This is a genomic window from Microbacterium sp. (assembly GCF_041641055.1).
GTDB lineage: Bacteria > Actinomycetota > Actinomycetes > Actinomycetales > Microbacteriaceae > Microbacterium.
Map to the genome: position 1 here is coordinate 1 of NZ_JBEPZB010000044.1, position 19,390 is coordinate 19,390.

The window sequence follows — 19,390 nt, forward strand, 5'->3', positions numbered from 1 at the left end:
CGGGACCTTCGGCCTGCAGAACGTCCTGCTCCCAGGTCGCCTGGCTCGTAGCCTTTGCACTCATCAGAGTTCTCCTTGATTCGAGGTTCGCCTGCTACAACAGCGGGCGAGGTGAAAGTGTTCCCGAGGGCTCAGGCGGTGATGATCTCGGCGGCCTCCGCGGCCGGGAACTCGACCGAGGCGTCATCGAAATCCGCGAGGAAGTGCTCGGCATCCAGTGCCGCGACCGTTCCACTGCCGGCGGCCGTGATCGCCTGACGGTAGGTGGGGTCGATGACGTCGCCGGCGGCGAAGACGCCGGGGACCGAGGTGACCGACGACCGGCCGTCGACCCAGATCGTGCCCTCTGCCGTGAGCTCGAGCTTGTCGTGCACGAGGTGCGTGCGCGGATCGTTGCCGATGGCGATGAAGAGCCCGTCGAGGGCGAGGTCGCTCAGCGTGCCGTCGACCGTGTTGCGCAGCTGCACACCCGTGACCGCGTCGCCACCGAGGATCTCGGCGACCTCGCTGTTCCACACGAACTCGATCTTCTCGTTCGCGAACGCGCGCTCCTGCATGATCTTCGAGGCGCGCAGGGTGTCCTTGCGGTGGATGACGTAGACCTTGTCGGCAAAGCGGGTGAGGAACGTGGCCTCTTCCATCGCCGAGTCGCCGCCGCCGACGACCGCGATCGTCTTCTCGCGGAAGAAGAAGCCGTCGCACGTGGCGCACCACGAGACGCCGTAGCCCGAGAGGCGCTCTTCGCCCTCGATGCCCAGCTTGCGGTAGGCGGAGCCGGTCGCGTAGATGAGCGTCTGCGTCTCGTGCACGGTTCCGCTGCCCAGCGTGACCTTCTTGACGGGGCCGGCGAGGTCGAGCTCGGTGACGTCGTCGTAGACGACCTCGGTGCCGAACTTCTCCGCCTGCTCCTGGAACTTGGCCATGAGCTCGGGGCCCTGGATCCCCTCGGGGAACCCGGGGTAGTTCTCGACCTCGGTGGTGTTCATCAGCTCTCCGCCGACCTCGACCGAGCTCGCGATGAGCAGCGGCTTGAGGTTCGCGCGCGCCGCGTAGATGGCGGCGGTGAACCCGGCAGGGCCGGAACCGATGATGATGACCTGACGCATGTGCTTCCCGTCGTAGTTGCTGAGACGCCGAAAGACGTTCGACTGCTTCAACCAATGGTAACCGCGCGACATTCCCGCGCGAGAGGGGCTCAGCGACCGGGCAGGAACCGACGCAGCATGGCGCCGGCGGTCTTCAGCTCGGGAGCCCGCAGCAGGGCCAGGATGCCGATGTAGACGACCACCACAGCAAGGCCGATGATGCAGGTGCCGAGGGCTCCCTGGATCTTGTCGGCGGTGGTCCACCCGTCGGGTCCGCCGAGGAGCAGGAAGACGCCCCACCCTGCGACTCCCGCAGGGACGGCGGCGATGGCGAAGCGGAGGATCGCGCGCATCCAGGTCCCGATCTGCAGCCCGCCGATCTTGCGGTGCAGCAGCCAGACGGCGACCACGGTCTGGATGGTGCTGGCGATCGACTGCCCGAGGGCGATCGTGGCGGCGAGGGACGTGACCGCGATCACGTCGGCGGCGAGCAGCCACTGGGCGACGAGAGCGCTGACCACGACGAGCCCGCTCTGGAACAGCGTGAACCAGAAGGGAGTCCGGGTGTCGCCGTAGGCGTAGAAGGTGCGCTGCACGATGAAGAGGATCGTCAGCGGCACGAGACAGACCAGGAAGCAGACGAGCACGAGGGCGGCGTCGACGGCATGCGAGGCCTGGTTCGTGAACACCCGCGAGGCGGGGATCGCGGCGGCGGCGACTGCTGCGACGGCGACCGCGATGAAGAACAGGAGGGTGCGGATGCTCTGCGCGATGTCGCTGCGGACCTCCGCGTCGCGCCCGGCGGCCGCGTGCTCGCTGATCTGTGTGAAGTAGGGGGTGCCGATCGACAGCACGATGACCGAGTAGGGGAGCATGAAGATCAGCCACGCGTACTGGAAGGTCGCCACCGAGGCGCCGATCGCCGACGCCTGGGTGAGGATCTGCGTCTGGACGAGGCCGGCGAGCAGGCTTGCCAGCGCCATCAGGAAGGTCCATCCGGCGAGACGACCCACATTCCCGAGGCCCACGCCGCGCCAGCGGAAGTCCGGGCGCAGGGCGAGGCCCGTGCGCCGCCAGAAGATCAGGAGGATGCCCGCCTGGATCAGGATGCCGAGGGTGGCCGTGCCGCCGAGCGCGGCGATCATCCCCGGCGTCCAGTCGGCCACCCGGGTGAGCGGCCCGCCGAACAGGGCTCCGATGATGAGGAAGCCGACGATCGACACGAGGTTGTTGACGACGGGCGCCCACGTGAAGGGGCCGAAGATGCGGCGGGCGTTCAGCGCCTCGCCGAGGAGCGCGTAGAGCCCGTAGAACAGGATCTGCGGCATGCACCAGTAGGCGAAGGCGGTCGCGAGGGCGAGGAACTCCGCGGAGCCGTCCTTGCCCGCGTACAACCAGACGAGCCAGGGCGACGCGATGGTCGCGAGACCGGTGATCACGACCAGCACGACGGTGCCGAGCGTGAACAGCTTCGAGATGAACGCGTTGCCGCCGTCGGCATCGGCCGTGGCCTTGACGATCTGCGGGATGATCACGGCGGTGAGCACACCCACGGAGATCAGCGAGAAGACGTTGTTCGGCAGCTGGTTGGCGATCGCGAACGCGTCTGCCGCTCCTGCGCCGACGGAGCCGATCACGCCGACGAGCACGATGGTGCGCAGCAGCCCCGTCACGCGCGAGACGAGCGTCCCCGCTCCGATCAGCGCGCTGGCGCGCCCGAGACTACTCATTCGACTCCTCGAGCGCGACGGATTCGGCATCGGCATCCGCGTCCGGGTGCTTGTTCCGTTCGCCGTCCGCCGTCTCGGCGGCCTCACGACGACGCCGACGGACGGTGCGGATGATGCCGAGGCCGATGAGCAGCACGATGAGGCTGCCGAGCAGGGCGAGGCCGATGGTCTCCCATTCGGCCCGCACGGAGACGCGTACCGTCTCGGGCTGGCTGATCTCCACTCCGGTCGGACTGGACAGCTCCAGCCGCAGGGAGACCTCACCGCTTCCGACCCGGGCGGATACGGGCACCTTCACCCGGGTGGTGCTGTCGGGCTGGATCGTCCAGGGCGTGATCGACTGCACGTCGAGTCGCGGATCGCTGGGATGCACTGAGAGCCGGATGTTCACGGGCCAGGGCAGGTCGTTGCGGACCGAGAACGGCAGGTCGGCGTTCGCGGACAGGAGCTGGATGGTGCTGGCCGGGGGTATGTCGACGGCGTTCAGCGTGTCGGTCGTCGCGGTGTTGACCGCGGCCATGGCCTCGTCGAAGCCCTTCTCGCCGAGGCCGACCGCGGTGGCCCGCATGATCTGGATGCGCTTCGGGCTCAGCAGCAGCTGTCGATCGTCGAGGATCGACGCGAACTCACCGAGAACGACCTCGCTGTCGAGCATCCGCTGCAGAGCCGTTCCCCGGGTGCTGTCGGGTTCGGCGGAGAGCGTGACCGGCGCTGCAGGGGCGGCCAGCACGCCGCTCAGACCGAATCCGAGCGAGTCCACGGCCGAGATGGCCTCGCTGAGCGCCTCGGCCGTTCGCGTCTCGTCCCGATCCAGGCCGATCAGCCGGGGAACCGACGGGTGCGCCTGCGCGGAGAGCGCGAGGTGCGCGCTGGCCTCGGCGAGCCAGCGCTGGCGGATCGCCGCGTCGGGCTCGTTTGCAGCTTTGGACAGGGCGTCCGATGCGGGTTCGTCGACGACCAGCACGCTCTGCGCGCCGACGGCACCGCGCGCGCCCGTCGCACCGCTGAGCGCCGAGGACGACAGGACCGTCGTCACGGCGTCGTCGCCGACGTACGTGGCGAACGTCGCGAGATCAGCGGCGGAGACGTCGCTGCGCGGCCAGAGCAGCCCGGGCGTCGCACCGTCGACCGTGATGAGCTCGGAGTCGTCCGGCAGCACGGGACCGTCGGTGGGCTCAGGAGTGGGCTGCGGCGCATCGGTCGGGGTGGGCGTCGGATCGGGGGTCTCCGGCGCCGGGTTCGTGAAGCCCGCCGGATTCACGAAGGGCGCGAGCGTGGTGGGCTGCAGCAGCGCAGGGAGGCCGGCCTGCGCCTGGGTCGTCGCGTCCGCGTCACCGAACTGCAGGGCGAAGCGCTCGTTCGGGAGGGCCTCGAGCTGACGGAGCCACTCCTGTGTGCTCTCCGACGCCGTGGAGCCGAGAGCGTTGATGGCTGCCGGGATCGCGGGGTCGATGGCGAGGACCGCGGAGGTCCCGCTCACTCCCTCGAGTACGGCGGTGAGTCGCCCGTCATCCGCGGTCAGGACGTTGAGCTCCTCCGCGGTGAGCAGGGCGCCGTCCGCGGGTGTCGCGGTGATCGGCACCAGCACCGCGACCGGGGGCTTCGCGGCTGCGCTGACGACCAGCACGGACGTCGACGTCACTGCATCAGCATCCTCCTGCGCGTCGGTCGCGGCCCCCGTGAGAGTGGCCCTGATCGGATAGACGCCGGGCGCCAGGCCCGTGAGGGTGTCGGCGGGGATGAAGAGGCTCGACGTCACCGAGCTCTCGGGGTCGACCGGCGCCGTCGCGTCCGATCCGAGAGCGGTGAAGCCGCCTGCGGCCTCGGACTCGTCGAGCCACGAGGCGACCGCGGTCTCGTCGGGGAGCGGCGTGCGGTTCAACTCGACCGTCACACGGCCCGCGGACAGCGCGGCGGTGTCGTCATTGATCACGGTGAGGGATGCCGTCGTGGCGCTGCCGGGGGTGACCGTCCCGCGTACGCCGGCGGTCAGGACGAGCTCGGCGGCCGGCGACTCATCGGTCGCGGAGTCGCTGTCGGCGGCGGCGCTGCCCGCACCCAGACCGCACAGTGCGAGAGCGATCGCCGAGACGACGGTTCCGCGTGCCAGGCGCCGGAAGCGCGGGCGGAGGCCGTTCTCGGGGGTGGTCGCGGTCATGAAGGTCTTCCTCGAACGCCGGGATCCCAGGCTGCTCGTGAGTGGTGACCTTGTGATTCTAGGCGGGTGAGCGAAGGAGAACCCTGAAGACGCGTAGAGTGACGGCCGTGTCAGACACCCGGTTCCCCCTCCCCGATCTCCGGCGCAGCGCCGCGCTCGCCGCAGATCTCGACACCGCCGACCTCCGCTCCGAGGCCCTGCGGCGCCTGTGGGGGGAGGAGGCCGACGACGCGCTGGCCCGGGGGATGCGGGAGCCCATCCTGCGCGCGATCGCCGGTGACGACGGCCCTCTCGCGACACTCGGACGCCTCCTCGTGCTCGGGATGCCGCAGCCGCTGGATGCCGTGGCCGCAGCGCTCCCGCGCCTCGGGGCCGAGGGACTCGTCGCTCTCGGACTGGCCAGGATGGAGGCGGATGCCGTCGTCCCGACCGCTCTGCTGCGACCGCAGTCGTTCGTGGACGCCGACGGGATCGGGGAATGGTGGATCGCCAGCGATCTCGACGAGGTCGCCCTGGACGGAGCGCTCCCCGCCGACCACGTGCTCGGCGTCGGCGGTGCGTCTCGCACGCTCGCCGAGATCGTCATGCCGGTGGAGGTCGACCGCGCCCTCGACCTCGGCACCGGCTGCGGCATCCAGGCTCTCCTCGTCGCCCGTCACGCCGGCACTGTCGTCGCGACCGACATCTCTGCCAGAGCACTGGCGTATGCCGAGCTCAACGCGCAGCTGAACGGGGTGTCGAACATCGAGTTCCGCCTGGGCAGCATGTTCGAGCCGGTCGCGGGCGAGGCGTTCGATCTGATCGTGTCGAACCCGCCGTTCGTGATCACACCGCGTGTCGAGGGAGTGCCGGAGTACGAGTACCGCGACGGCGGCCTGGTCGGCGATGCCCTGGTGGAGCAGTTCATCCGCACCGCCCCGGACTTCCTCACACCGGGCGGGTCCGCGCAGCTGCTCGGCAACTGGGAGTCGCGCGGAGCCCAGGTGGCGCTGACGGGCCGGGCGGGTCTGGACCGGCTCTCGTCATGGGTGCCGGGCGACCTCGACCTGTGGGTCATCCAGCGTGAGGAGCTCTCGCCGCTCGGCTACGCCGAACTCTGGATCCGCGACGGGGGGACCACGCCCCGCGACGGGGCGTTCACGCCGCTGCTCACGGCCTGGCTCGACGACTTCGCCGCGCGTGGCGTGACCGCTGTCGGCTTCGGGTACGTCCTGGTGCGGCGACCGGTGGCATCCGGCGGGGGTCCTGCCCTTCGCCGACTCGAGCGGCTCCCGCAGCCCGTGTCGAATGTGGGTGCCGCGCTGCGCGACGGCCTCGCGGCCCACGATCTGCTGGCTGCAGGGCTGCCCACGACTCTGCTCACGGCACCGGATGTCACCGAGGCGCGCCACCTGCTGCCCGGCAACGACGACCCGAGCATCATCGAGCTGCGTCAGGGCGGCGGCTTCGCCCGGACGATCGCCGTCGACCCTGCGCTCGCCGCTTTCGTCGGCGCCTGCGACGGCGAGCTCACCGTCATGCAGATCGCTGCCGCACTGGCCGACCTGTTCGAGGTGCCGCTGGTCGATCTGTGGGCCGACCTCGAGCCGCGCATCCGCCAGCTGGTGCTCGACGGCCTCCTGCTGGCCGGGGACTGAAGGGAATACCCCATGACTTACATGCGTTCGAATACACCATGAAGGCTTTCGGATTCCTCTCGTTCGGGCACTACGCCGATGTGCCGGGTTCAGCGACCCGCACGGCCGGCGACATGCTGAAGCAGACCATCGAGATCGCCGAAGGCGCTGACGAGATCGGCGTGAACGGCGCTTCGGTTCGCGTGCACCACTGGGCGCGGCAGGCCGCATCGCCCATGCCGCTGCTCTCGGCCATGGCCGCGCGCACGAAGCGCATCGAGGTCGGCACCGGCGTGATCGACATGCGGTACGAGAACCCCTTCCAGTTCGCCGAGGAGGCGGCTGCGCTCGATCTGATCGCGGACGGACGCATCGCGCTCGGCGTGAGCCGTGGCTCACCCGAGACGGCTCTGCGCGGATATGAGACTTTCGGCTTCCACGATGAGGAAGACCCGGAGCGGGGCAGCGTGATCGCGCGGGAGAAGTTCGACCTCTTCCTGCGCGCGATCGACGGCGAAGGTCTCGCACCCGGAGATCCGCGGATGGTCGGAGCCGGTCGCTACCTTGCGATCGAGCCGCAGTCGCCCACGCTCCGCGACCACATCTGGTGGGGCTCCGGATCCCGCGCGACGGCCGAGGAGACCGGGCGCAAGGGCCTCAACATGATGAGCTCGACGCTGCTGACCGAGGCGACAGGCGTGCCCTTCCATCAGCTGCAGCGCGAGCAGATCGAGCTGTTCCGCGCCGCGTACAAAGAGGCCGGCCACACCGGGACGCCTCGTGTCTCGGTGAGCCGCAGCGTCTTCCCGCTCGTCTCCGACATGGACAGGGCGTACTTCGGTCTGCGCAGCGAGGAGAACGCGGATCAGATCGGCATCATCGACGGCTTCCGCTCGACCTTCGGCAAGACCTACGCCGCAGAGCCGGATGTGCTGATCCGACAGCTGCTCGCCGATGAGGCCGTGATGGCGGCGGACACCCTCCTGCTGACGATCCCGAATCAGCTCGGACCCGAGTACAACCTCCACGTGCTCGAGGCGTTCGCGACGCATGTCGCGCCTGCGCTCGGGTGGAAGCCGAACACCGAGGGGCCTGTGCAGGGCGACCCGGTCTGAGGCCGACCGCACCGGCATCCGCTTGTTTCCGACCCTCGACCCGGACGGCAATATATCGATACGCTGACCGCATGCGCGCGCCCAAGAGCGGAATCCTCGTAGGAGCCATCGTCCTCGTCGCCGCTCTGGTGAGCGCAATCCCGGCTGCGGCCGCGACCACCACGGCCTGGGCGACGTGGCAGCCGCTCGCAGGGGCCAGCGGGGCATACACGACGTCGGTGCAGATCGCGGCGCAGCCCGCGATGACGGCGACGATGACCAGCGATTCGCGTTCGGGGCAGGTGGGCGTCATCTCCGGCGCGACGACGTGGCTCTCCCAGGGCACGCCGGTCGGCGCGAAGTACGGCACCAGCCTCAACCAGTCGTACCTGAACCTGCGTCCGAAGGTCGACAACGCCACGAGCCCGTCGACGACCACGTACTCGTTCGCGACGCCGACCCCCGCCTCGGGCTGGACCTTCGTGCTCGGGGACATCGACGCCGACTCCGTGCGGATCCAGGCCATCGGAGCGAACGGCCAGGCGCTGACCGCCGCGCAGCTCGGCTTCAACGGCGGATTCAACTACTGCGCCCCCGGCGTCGTCGGCAAGCCCTCCTGCACGGGTGACGCCGCCGACGTGCCGACCTGGGACGCCGCGACGCTGACGCTCACCGGAAACGCGGGAGCCGTCGACACCAGTGGTGCATCCGCGTGGTTCGAGCCGTCGGTGCCGATCTCCTCGCTCACGTTCTCGTTCACCCGTCGAGCGGGGTTCCCGGTGTACCAGACCTGGTTCGCGTCGATCGCCCGCGACATCACGGGCACGGTCGTCGACGAGGCCGACGGCCCCCTCGACGGAGTCGCCCTCTCGCTGACGGATGCCAACGGCACGGTCGTCGGCACCACGACCACCGCAGCCGGCGGCACCTACTCGTTCCCCGGATTCGTGGCGAGCGACGGATACACCGTCCGGGTGACCCCGCCGGTCGGGAAGATCACGACCGGCGCGGTCACGGCGGCGGTGGACCTCACCACGGCCGACGCCGTCGCGGACTTCACCGTCCGCGACATCGTGCCGGTGGCGGTCTCCGGACGCGTCGTCGATGGCAATGGCGACCCGGTACCGGGGGTCACGGTGTCGGTGGACGGCACGACGACGACCACGACGGATGCCAACGGCAACTACCTGTTCGATGAGGTCGCCGTCGGCCCGCACACGGTCGTGATCACCCCGCCGCCGGGCTACAGCACCACGGATCCGACCGAGCCCGTCGTGGTCCCTGACGGCAGCGAGGTCCCGATCACACTCGCCGACTTCGTGCTCGCCGAGAACCCCGACCTCAGCGGCACCGTGCGTGCGAACGGCGCCGGCGTCGCCGGGGTCACCGTCACGGCATCCGCAGGAGGAGACACCGTCACGGCGGTCACCGATGCGAGCGGTGCCTACCGATTCCCGCGTCTGCCCGCCGGTGACTATGTCGTCGAGGTCACCCCGCCGAGCGGTTATGCGCCGGCCGGGGCGACGTCGCAGAACGAGACCGTCGGCAGCGCGGACGTGACCGGTGTCGACTTCGAGCTCGCCCGGTTCGGCGCTCTCGCCGGAGTCGTCCGCACGGATGACGGCACACCGGTCGGCGGCGTGGTCATCACGGTCGGCACCGACGAGGGGACGCAGCAGCTCACCACGGATGCCGACGGCGGCTACGGTCTGGGAGAACTGTCACCCGGGACCTACACGCTGACCATCACCCCGCCGTCCGGCACGACGGTGGTCGGCCCGGCGACGCTCACGGTCGTGGTCACCGCCGCGGGTGAGACCTTCGTCGACCAGGACTTCACGCTCGCTGCGGTGGTCGTCGTCCCGCCGACCGATCCGACCGATCCCGACGATCCTGACCTGCCGCCGAGCACGGGTGGCGGCCAGCTGCCCGGCACCGGCCTCGGATCGGAGACGTTCGTCTGGGCCGGCGTGGGCGGCGCGGTGCTCGTGCTCGGTGTCGTTCTGTTCCTCGTCGCACGTCGCCGCGCACACCGCGACTGAGGTCGGCTTTCGCGCGGTCCGGGCGGGCCGCGGTCACAGCTTCGGACCGGGGAACCGACACGCCGGCGGACGGCAGGCCGGGACGGCGTGTCGGCGGCGGCATCCGAAGCTGTGCCCGGGGGGGCCAGCCCGGGGGGGTAGAGCCGGGGGCAAGGGCAAGGGCGGGGGTAGGGACCAGGAGTAGACCGGGGGGCAAGGGCCCGGGGCGACGGCAGAGGGATGACGAAGGGCGCCGCCGGATCGGAGTCCGAGCGACGCCCTCAGAGCGGATGCCGCTGCTACTCGACCGTCTCGACACTGTCCGCGCGGCGGCGGCGCCGCATCGCGAACAGACCGAGGCCGAGAGCCAGCAGCACGACCGCACCGATGACGTACGGCGTGCTGTCGGCGCCCGTGGGCGCGAGCGACCCGTCGGTCGCGCCTCCCGAGCCGGTGCCACCCGGGGTGGTCGCCCCGCCGCCGGCCGCAGCGGTCACGGTCACCGCGGAGGTCACCTCGGTGCCGTCGGCGAGGATCACCGCAAGGGTGTGCGTGCCGGCCGGGGTGTTCGCGGGGATCGTCAGCGTGCGGCGGAATGCACCGTCGGCGTCAGCCGTGGCGGTGCCGAGGTCGACGGGATCCGAACGCAGCTCGAAGCGCAGCGCAGCATCCGCCTCGAATCCGCTCCCCGAGACCGTGAGCTTTCCTCCGGCGGCGACCGATGCCGCGCCGAGCTCGATCTCAGGATCGGCGGGCTCCTCGATCACCGGCGGCGTGACGCCCGCTTCCGTGACCCACTTCTCACCGGCATCCGACTTCGTCACCGTGAAGGTGTCGTACACGGAGCCGACGGGAAGGTCGGTCGTGGCATCCGGCTGCTTCTCGGCCAGGTACGACCGGTAGGCGAGCTGGTTCTTCGAGACGTCGATGACCTGGTACGTCGTCACGCCCTGACCGCGCAGCACCTGGGTGGCGCCGTTGTTGGTCCAGACGTTCTTCTCGGGGGTCTCGAGCTCGTAGTGCTTGGCGCCCGAGTTCGAGACGACGTAGACGGGACCCGAGGTCAGGCCGGGGGTGTCGGTCGCGTCGGTGTTCACGTAGCCGCGTGCGTAGGTGTGGTCGTGTCCCATCAGCACCAGGTCGATGTCGTTGCGCTGGAACACCGGCAGCCACTCGGCGCGCAGCACCGGCTCATCGCGACCCTCGGAGGCCGAGAACACCGGCTGGTGGAAGGTGACGACGTTCCACTTCGACGGGCTGTCCTGCAGCAGCAGGTCGAGCCAGGCCGCCTGGAAGCGGGTCCACAGCAGGCCGATCTGGGTCGACGGGCACTCCGCACCGGTGCACGCGGGCAGACCGGCGGGCCTGAGGAACGTGGTGTCGCGCGTCGCATTGAGCGTGATGAACCGGACGCCCTGGTAGTCCGTGTAGTACGCGGTCTCCGCGGCGAACGAGCTCCAGTGGTCGAAGAACGCGCGGTACTGCTGCGCGACCGCCGAGTCGCCCTTCGCGAGATCGGCGAGCTCACCGATCGTGCTCGTCGAGGGGTTGTTGTGCGGGTACTCGAAAGCGGCCTTCCAGGCGGTCAGCAGCTTGTCGCCCGAGTACTCGTGGTTGCCGGGAGCGGCCATGACGTTGGTGCGCACGGCGGAATCCTCCATGCCCTTGAACCAGTTGAGCCACTCGTTCTCGTTGCTCGACGTGTTGATGAGGTCGCCCGCGTGCACGGATCCGATGGATCGTGGCGCGTTCGCCTCGGCCTGCTTCACGACGCTCGGCCACGTGGTGTCGAGACCGATCTGGGCATCGCCGTAGTAGATGAACTGGAAGTCGGTGGCCTTCGGGTCGGCCGTGCGGAACTCGAACCAGTCGCTCCAGCTGCCGGGCAGACCGACGCGGTAACGGTACGCGGTCGCGGGCGTGAGACCCGTGACGGTGGCCGAGAAGTGCTTGTTGGGGTTGCCGTTGACGACTCCGGCGTCGTACGCGTCGATCGTGCGGGTCTCGCCGCCCTTCGCGGGTGCGATCTCGACCTGGCCGATCGTGTGCGACGCGTCGCCGGCCAGCCAGGAGAAGGACTGCGAGATCGCGGGCTGCTCGGTCGGAGTCAGGATGACGCGGGTCGGCGCCGCCACGATGGGCGAGCCGGGGTCGGATGCCTTCACCAGAGTGAGCGAGGACATGTCGAAGAAGATGTCCGAGCTGGTCTCGCGATCCTGGAACAGGGCGACGGCGATGTCGTTCGTGCCGTCGTGCAGCAGCTCGCCCTCGGCGCTGAACGTGCTCGTGAGGGGATCGCCGCCGCTGTCGCCGGCGTACTCGACATTGACGGTGTCGGTGATGCGGCCGTCGACGTAGCGGGCGACCTCCTCGCCGTTGATCCACACGACGACCGCGTCGTCGTACGTGATCGTGCTGCGCAGTGCGGCGACCTGCTCGGCCACGCCCGCCTCGAGCTCGAACGTGGTGCGGAAGAAGTACGTGGGAACGGTCGGTGCGGCGGTGCCGTCGACGTAATGGTTCAGGAGCGTCGTCGGGGTGACGGGGCCCACGGCGGCGAGCTTGCCGTTCTTGGCGCCGAACGAGCCGGGCGCGGACTTCCAGGCGCTGTCGTCGTAGTCGGGGAGCGTCCAGTCGCGCAGGGCCGCGGGCGCAGGGGACGGATCCGACCCGTCGTCGAGGTAGCGCCAGGACGTGTCGCCCGTGATCAGCGAGCCCGTGGGCACCTCGGGATCGGGGGCTGCTGTCGCGATCGGGGCGACGACGGCGCCGCCGAGCAGGGCGACGACCGCGGCGGAGGCGATTCCGTAGCGCCGCCAGCGCACCGCAGGGGTGGGGGAGGTCATGAGAGTGTCCTTCGTGAGGGTGGGGGTTTCCGTGCTCAGCCGCACGGTGCCCGACCAGCCCATCGGAGACGGATGACCTCGAGGTGACCGCAGGGGGACGTCTCCGTGAACGCCGACGCGCGTGCATGCTCTCGGTTCGTTCCGGGCACAGCTTCGGACCGAGTGGACCGACACGCGGTGGCGACCGGATGCCGGGCGGGGTGTCCGCTGCGGGATCCGAAGCTGTGCCCGCGCGGGGCGGGACGGGGACGGGGACAGGACGGGGCGGGGCAGGGCACGACAGACCTCATCCGCACCCCGGTACGCTGGAACCCATGCTCAACATGGCTGACGGCCTCGCCCGTCTCGGCGCGCTCGCCGAGCATCCGGTCGTCCGCACCCTCGCCCGCGCATTCGATGAGGCGGGATTCGATCTCGCCGTCGTCGGCGGCCCGGTGCGCGACGCCCTGCTGGGACGCCCCACACACGACCTCGACTTCACGACCGACGCGAAGCCCGACGACATCCTGCGTATCGTCACCCCGATCTCCACAGCCCAGTGGGACATCGGTCGCGCGTTCGGCACGATCGGTGCGCGCGTGCAGGGCGAGCAGGTCGAGATCACGACCTACCGTGCCGACAGCTACGACGGCGTCACGCGCAAGCCGACGGTCGAGTTCGGCGACACGATCGACGGCGACCTGGTGCGCCGCGACTTCACCGTCAACGCCATGGCCCTGAAGGTGCCGGCGGTCACGCTGGTCGACCCGACCGGGGGAGTGGAAGACCTCGTCGGCGCGGTGCTGCGCACGCCGACGGATCCTCAGGTGTCGTTCGGCGACGACCCCCTGCGCATGCTCCGCGCGGCGCGCTTCAGCGCCCAGCTCGGCTTCCGCATCGACGACGACACCGCGGACGCGATCACCCGGCTCCGCGCGACGCTCGAGATCGTGAGCCCCGAGCGCATCCAGTCCGAACTCGTCCGGCTGATGCAGACGGACGACCCGGTGCGCGGCATCCGCGTGCTGGTCGACACCGGACTGATCGAGGAGTTCCTGCCCGAGGTGAGCGCGCTGCGCCTCGAGGTCGATGAGCACCACCATCACAAGGACGTCTACGAGCACTCGCTCACCGTGCTGCGTCAGGCGATCTCGCTCGAGCACTCGCGTCATCCCGGATCCGCGCCGGATGTGCCGCTGCGCATCGCCGCCCTGCTGCACGACATCGGAAAGCCGCGCACCCGCAAGCTCGAAGACGGTGGCGCCGTCTCGTTCCACCATCACGATGTGGTCGGCTCCCGCATGGCGCGCAAGCGCCTGCAGACCCTGCGCTTCGATACGGACACCACGGATGCCGTCGCGACCCTGATCGAGCTGCACCTGCGGTTCTTCGGATACGCCGAAGGCACCTGGACGGATGCCGCGGTGCGCCGCTACGTCCGCGACGCCGGCGATCTGCTCGAGCGCCTCCACATCCTCACCCGCGCCGACGTCACGACGCGCAACAAGCGCAAGGCCGGTCGCCTCGCCTCGGCATACGACGACCTGGAGTCCCGGATCGCCGCCCTGCGCGAGCAGGAGGAGCTCGACTCCATCCGCCCCGAGCTCGACGGCAATCAGATCCAGAGCATCCTGGGCATCGCTCCCGGACGCGAGGTGGGAGAGGCCTACCGGTTCCTGCTCGACCTGCGCCTCGATGAGGGGATGCTCGGGCCGGAGGCCGCTGAGCAGCGTCTGCGCGAGTGGTGGGCCGCTCGCGGCTGAGCCGTCGGTTCGTGTCGCGCGCGCGCCTTTGCATCTGCATGCTCGGATGACACCTGCATGCTCGGATAGCTGATCTCGGCCTGCATCCGTGATCTGAGCATGCAAGTGTGTCTGGGTTCAGGGCGTGAGGCTCAGGACGAGGACCCCTCATCCTCCGGCTCGTCCGCCTCAGCGGAGTGGGCCAGTGCCTCGCGCACGAGGTGGGAGATGTCGATCGAGATGATCCGCTCGGTCATGTCCGCACCTCAGGGCGCCGGCGTCGTGGTCGGCTGCGGCGTGGAGCCGGGGCCCGGCGAGGCGCCGGGTGTCGGGTCCGTCGCGTCGAGATCCGGTGCCTTCTGGAACGGCGGCTCCGGCCGCTTGGAGCTCGACAGATCGGGCTCGAACGTCGACGCGTCCAACTCGGCCTCGTCGACGGGGTAGATGTTCCAGACGGCCTTGCCCCGGTAGTCCTTCGCCGGCACCGTCACCGTCATGCCGTCGTTCTGGAAGCCGACCTCGACCTCGCCGTCCTCCTCGGAGAGCGCGATCGATCCGCCGCCCTCGCCATAGAGGTTCAGTGGGGTGCCCTTCCCGGTGAAGAGCTGCACGCGATCGATCGGGTTGCCGGCCTCGTCGTAGGCGAAGATGTTCATGACCTGCACCCCGTCGAGCATCAGACCCTGCGGTACATAGTCGTCTGCGACGTACTCGGCCTGCGGCGAGAACATCGACACGAAGACCGACGGAAGCAGCAAAACCGCGAGGATGCTCGCGACCGTGCGGATGTGGCGGAGCCGGTTCTTCGGCAGCCACCGTCCCCGTCCCCACTGCACGCTGACGACGATGAGGCCGAAGAGCGCGATCCACCCGAGCGGGCTGCTGGGGACCGCCCACTGGGCGAACGGACCGTACGGGTAGGGCGGCAGGAGCGCGATGAGCAGTGTGCCGACAGCCCAGAGGCCGAACGCCCGGAGCACCCACCACACCGGTCGCAGCGCCAGCAGCAGGTCGAGCAGCCAGGCTCCGAAGGCGCTGCGCCGGATGCTCTCCGCCGTCGCCGTGCGCCAGGCGGTGAACCGTTCGCGCAATGCGGGCCTGCGGTCGCCCTCGGATCGGGGCGGAAGACCGGCAGCCGCACGAAGCTCCTCGGCGTATGCCGCCGGATCGCCGAGTTCCAGCACTCCGCCGTCGTCGGCGGCCTGGTCGGCGAGGTCGGCACTGAGCCCGCCGATGATCTCGTCGAGCTCCTCGGCGGGGAGGTCGTCGAGGTGATCCCTGACGGCGAGGGCGAACGAGCGGATCTGCTCGTCGATCGAGACGGCGGTGTCGTTCATCGGTTCTCTCCGATCGTGGATGCGGTGGTCGTGGCGGTGTCGGTCGGTGATGTCTCGGTCGTGCGCTCCGTGCGGAACGGCTCGGCGCCGGTGATCCCGGTCGCGCCGGTGGTCTCGTCGGCGAGGAGCGTCGACATGGCGCCGGCGAAGTCCAGCCAGGTGACGGTCTGGGTCTCGAGCGCCGAGCGACCCTGCGGATTGATCGCGTAGTACTTGCGGTGCGGACCCCCATCCGACGGCACCACATAACTCGACAGGCTGCCGGCCGCGTACAGGCGCCGCAGCGTGCCGTAGACCGACGCGTCGCCGACGTCGCCGAGCCCGGCATCCCTCAATCGGCGGACGATGTCGTACCCGTAGCCGTCCTCGGTGCGGAGCACCGCGAGCACGGCGACGTCGAGCACGCCCTTGAGAAGTTGCGTGGTGTCCATCGGACCTCCTTCGATGGAATGCACACTACCACGCACTGCACAGTAGTACGCGTGACGCGGGAGCGGCGCGTCATCTGCATGTCCAGATGACACCTGCATGCTCAGATCACCGACTTCGGCCTGCATCCGTGATCTGAGCATGCAACTGTGCGTGGGGTGGCGACGCACGCAGCAGTGCACGGCACGCGGCGAACCGCGCACGTGGGACAGCAGACGAAACACCACAGCCTGCATCCGATATACCGGGTTCCGCCCGCCGCATCCGGCTCCTACACTGAGGTAACGCTCCACCGATGACGAACGGAGACGCTGTGGTCGCGTCGTGGCAGGGGTCCCGTGAAGGCCTTCCCGAAGCCTCTCGTCTGCTGATCGAGCGTGCACACGAAGAGCTCATCGCCGGCAACCTCGACGACCACCGGCTTGAGCAGGTCCGTCCCCTCGTGCGCGAATCCTGGGAGCGTTCATGGCGAGGGCGGGTCGGACCCGAGGGATCCCCGCAGATCGAACTCGTGAGCGAGGAGCTCGAGGCGTATCGGCTCACGCATCCGCTCGCCTCCGCCATGGACATGATCCGCGCGCTCCTGCTGCCCGGAGCGGGGGAGGAGTCCGGAGTCGTCGTCGCCGTGGGAGACCAGGCCGGTCGGCTGCTGTGGATCGAGGGCGACCGCAGGCTGCAGTCGCTCACCGAGGCGATGGGCTTCGTCGCGGGGGCGAACTGGGCGGAGGATGCCGTGGGCACGACCGCTCCCGGCACCGCGCTGACGCTCGGTCAGACGGTGCAGATCCGCGGCGCCGAGCACTACAACCGGCTCGTGCATCCGTGGTCGTGCACCGCGGCGCCCGTGCGCGACCCCGAGACCCAGCGCGTGCTGGGGGTCATCGACATCACGGGCGGCGCCGAGGTCGTCTCGACACAGGCGCGACTGCTGGTCGACGCCACCGCGCGTGCGGTCGAGAGCGAGCTGATGGTCTCCCGCCTGCGGGCTCGCAGTGAGTCGCGGCGGCCGGTCACGATCTCTTCGCGCCCGAAGCCGACGACCCGGGCGACGCTGCATGTGCTGGGCCGCGACAGGGCGCGTCTGGAGAGCGAGACCGAGCTGGAGGAGTCGATGATCGAGCTCAGCGCTCGTCACGCCGCGATCCTCCTGATGCTGGCCGTGCACCGGCAGGGTCTCTCGGCCGAGCGGTTGAGCGAACTCGTCTACGGTCCCGGTGCATCCGCCGACACTCTGCGACCCGAGATGGTGCGCCTGCGCAAGGTGCTCGAGAAGCATGCGCCGAGCCTCGTTCCCGAGTCGCGGCCCTATCGGCTGCCGGTCGTGCTCGAGACCGACGCGCACGATGTGCTGTCGCTGCTCGACCGGGGAGCCCATCGGGTGGCGCTCACCGCGTACCGCGGCCCGGTCCTGCCGGAGTCGACGTCGCCCGGTGTCGAGGACTTCCGCGAATCGGTCAGGGCCGCGCTGCGCGAGGCGATGCTCTCGGAAGCCAGCCTGGACGTGCTGCTCGCCTACGCCGACATCCCGGAAGGGCAGCGGGATGCCGCGGCGCTGCGACTCGCTCTGGAGATGCTGCCGGCGCGCTCGCCGAAAAGGGCGGGGCTCGTCGCCCGCATCGAGCGGCTCGAACAGGACTGAACCGACGGACGAGGCTCGCGGCGTGCGCGAGCAGCGGGCACCGCAACCATCTGCAACGGTGCGCACCGGGGCGCAACCTCCGCCGACCTACCTTCGAGACACAGCCGCGCAGCACCGACGCCGCGGCCCGTCGAAGGAGTCCCGATGACCATCGTCGAAGAAGACGTGTCCACCGCCGCTGCATCCTCCGCGTACGCCGCACCCGGTCAGCCGGGCGCCGTCGCGACCTACCGACCGCGATACGGGCACTACATCGGCGGCGAGTTCGTCGATCCGGTCAAGGGCCAGTTCTTCGAGAATGTCAGCCCCGTCAACGGAAAGCCGTTCACCGAGGTCGGGCGGGGAACCGTCGAAGACATCGACCGTGCCGTCGAGGTCGCGTGGAAGGCGTTCGCGAGCTGGGGCAAGACCAGCCCGGCGGAGCGTTCCGTGATCCTCAACAGGATCGCGGATCGCATCGAGCAGCACCTCGAGGAGATCGCCGTCGCCGAGACCTGGGAGAACGGCAAGCCGGTGCGCGAGACGCTCGCCGCCGACATCCCGCTCGCCGTCGATCACTTCCGGTACTTCGCCGGAGTGCTCCGCGCGCAGGAGGGCGGGATCAGCCAGCTCGACGAGAACACCGTCGCGTACCACTTCCACGAACCGCTCGGTGTCGTAGGCCAGATCATCCCGTGGAACTTCCCGATCCTCATGGCCGTGTGGAAGCTGGCACCGGCGCTCGCCGCAGGGAACTGCGTCGTCATCAAGCCGGCCGAGCAGACGCCGGCATCCCTGCTGTTCCTCTTCGACATCATCGGCGATCTGCTGCCCGCCGGCGTCGTGAACATCGTCAACGGCTTCGGCATCGAGGCCGGTGCACCGCTCGCGCAGCACAAGCGCATCCGCAAGGTGGCCTTCACGGGCGAGACCACGACGGGCCGTCTGATCATGCAGTACGCCTCGCAGAACCTGATCCCCGTGACGCTCGAACTCGGGGGCAAGAGCCCGAACGTGTTCTTCGAGGACGTCGCCCGCGACACGGCCGATCCCTTCTACGACAAGGCGCTCGAGGGCTTCACGATGTTCGCGCTCAACCAGGGCGAGGTCTGCACCTGCCCGTCGCGGGCGCTCATCCAGCGCTCGATCTACGACGGCTTCCTCGCCGACGGGCTCGCGCGAGTGGGCAAAGTCGTGCAGGGCAACCCGCTCGACCCGGCCACGATGATCGGCGCGCAGGCGTCGAACGACCAGCTGGAGAAGATCCTCAGCTACATCGACATCGGCAAGCAGGGAGGCGCGCGGCTGCTCACCGGCGGCGACCGCGTCGACCTCGGCGGCGACCTCAGCGAGGGCTTCTACGTGGCCCCGACCGTGTTCGAGGGCACGAACGACATGCGCATCTTCCAGGAGGAGATCTTCGGGCCCGTGCTCTCGGTGACCTCGTTCGACGGATTCGACGACGCGATCTCGATCGCGAACGACACTCTGTACGGACTCGGTGCCGGGGTGTGGAGCCGCAGCGGCGACACCGCCTACCGCGCGGGCCGGGCGATCGAGGCCGGCCGCGTCTGGACGAACACCTACCACCAGTACCCGGCGCACGCCGCGTTCGGCGGGTACAAGCAGTCGGGCGTCGGTCGCGAGAACCACAAGATGATGCTCGACCACTACCAGCAGACCAAGAACCTCCTGGTCTCGTACGCAGAAGGCCCGATGGGCTTCTTCTGAGCTC

The 19,390-nt window shown here is 69.6% G+C and carries 11 protein-coding genes and 1 pseudogene; 6 read left to right on the forward strand and 6 right to left on the reverse strand.

All coding sequences use genetic code 11. The features are described 5' to 3' along the window. Positions 1–131: 131 nt before the first annotated feature. From trxB to ACESK8_RS16965, 3 genes are all read right to left on the reverse strand, one after another. Positions 132–1,106, reverse strand: a complete 975-nt coding sequence (gene trxB, locus ACESK8_RS16955; protein ID WP_060926268.1) for a thioredoxin-disulfide reductase — start codon at positions 1,104–1,106, stop codon at positions 132–134. An 89-nt stretch (positions 1,107–1,195) separates the two neighbouring features. After that, positions 1,196–2,815: a murein biosynthesis integral membrane protein MurJ gene (gene murJ, locus ACESK8_RS16960; protein ID WP_372969684.1), complete on the reverse strand. Its 1,620-nt coding sequence runs from the start codon at positions 2,813–2,815 to the stop codon at positions 1,196–1,198. Beyond that, the gene (locus ACESK8_RS16965) at positions 2,808–4,973 is read right to left on the reverse strand and encodes a DUF6049 family protein (RefSeq protein WP_372969685.1); all 2,166 of its coding nucleotides are present in this window, start codon (positions 4,971–4,973) and stop codon (positions 2,808–2,810) included. The genes murJ and ACESK8_RS16965 overlap by 8 nt, the downstream gene beginning before the upstream one ends. A gap of 98 nt (positions 4,974–5,071) precedes the next feature. Here ACESK8_RS16965 and ACESK8_RS16970 point away from each other — a divergent pair, with 98 nt between their 5' ends. The 3 genes from ACESK8_RS16970 (at position 5,072) to ACESK8_RS16980 (ending at position 9,725) form a co-directional block, all read left to right on the forward strand. After that, on the forward strand, positions 5,072–6,610 hold the full coding sequence (locus ACESK8_RS16970; protein ID WP_372969686.1) for a class I SAM-dependent methyltransferase: 1,539 nt from the start codon (positions 5,072–5,074) through the stop codon (positions 6,608–6,610). A gap of 38 nt (positions 6,611–6,648) precedes the next feature. Next, on the forward strand, positions 6,649–7,704 hold the full coding sequence (locus tag ACESK8_RS16975; protein ID WP_060926205.1) for an LLM class flavin-dependent oxidoreductase: 1,056 nt from the start codon (positions 6,649–6,651) through the stop codon (positions 7,702–7,704). Positions 7,705–7,775: 71 nt separating this feature from the next. After that, a complete protein-coding gene (locus ACESK8_RS16980) occupies positions 7,776–9,725 on the forward strand; it encodes a collagen binding domain-containing protein (protein WP_372969687.1) in 1,950 nt (649 codons plus the stop codon). A 278-nt stretch (positions 9,726–10,003) separates the two neighbouring features. Here ACESK8_RS16980 and ACESK8_RS16985 read toward each other — a convergent pair whose 3' ends face one another. Beyond that, positions 10,004–12,550, reverse strand: coding sequence for a fibronectin type III domain-containing protein (locus ACESK8_RS16985; protein WP_372969688.1), 2,547 nt, complete (start codon positions 12,548–12,550; stop codon positions 10,004–10,006). Between the two features lie 314 nt (positions 12,551–12,864). Here ACESK8_RS16985 and ACESK8_RS16990 point away from each other — a divergent pair, with 314 nt between their 5' ends. After that, entirely contained in the window at positions 12,865–14,292 is a 1,428-nt protein-coding gene (locus tag ACESK8_RS16990) for a CCA tRNA nucleotidyltransferase (protein ID WP_372969689.1), read from the forward strand. Positions 14,293–14,537: 245 nt separating this feature from the next. On the opposite strand, the gene ACESK8_RS16995 is transcribed toward ACESK8_RS16990, so the two are convergent. Together ACESK8_RS16995 and ACESK8_RS17000 are read right to left on the reverse strand one after the other, a co-directional pair. Next, positions 14,538–15,608, reverse strand: coding sequence for a DUF998 domain-containing protein (locus ACESK8_RS16995; protein ID WP_372969690.1), 1,071 nt, complete (start codon positions 15,606–15,608; stop codon positions 14,538–14,540). A 122-nt stretch (positions 15,609–15,730) separates the two neighbouring features. Then, positions 15,731–16,039: pseudogene (locus tag ACESK8_RS17000) on the reverse strand (PadR family transcriptional regulator); the annotation flags it as partial. Positions 16,040–16,332: 293 nt separating this feature from the next. Here ACESK8_RS17000 and ACESK8_RS17005 point away from each other — a divergent pair. Together ACESK8_RS17005 and ACESK8_RS17010 are read left to right on the forward strand one after the other, a co-directional pair. Beyond that, positions 16,333–17,676 carry a GAF domain-containing protein gene (locus ACESK8_RS17005; RefSeq protein WP_372969691.1) on the forward strand — a complete coding sequence of 448 codons (1,344 nt, stop codon included), beginning with the start codon at positions 16,333–16,335 and terminating at the stop codon, positions 17,674–17,676. A gap of 144 nt (positions 17,677–17,820) precedes the next feature. Continuing rightward, positions 17,821–19,386: an aldehyde dehydrogenase family protein gene (locus ACESK8_RS17010; protein ID WP_372969692.1), complete on the forward strand. Its 1,566-nt coding sequence runs from the start codon at positions 17,821–17,823 to the stop codon at positions 19,384–19,386. Positions 19,387–19,390: the final 4 nt, after the last annotated feature.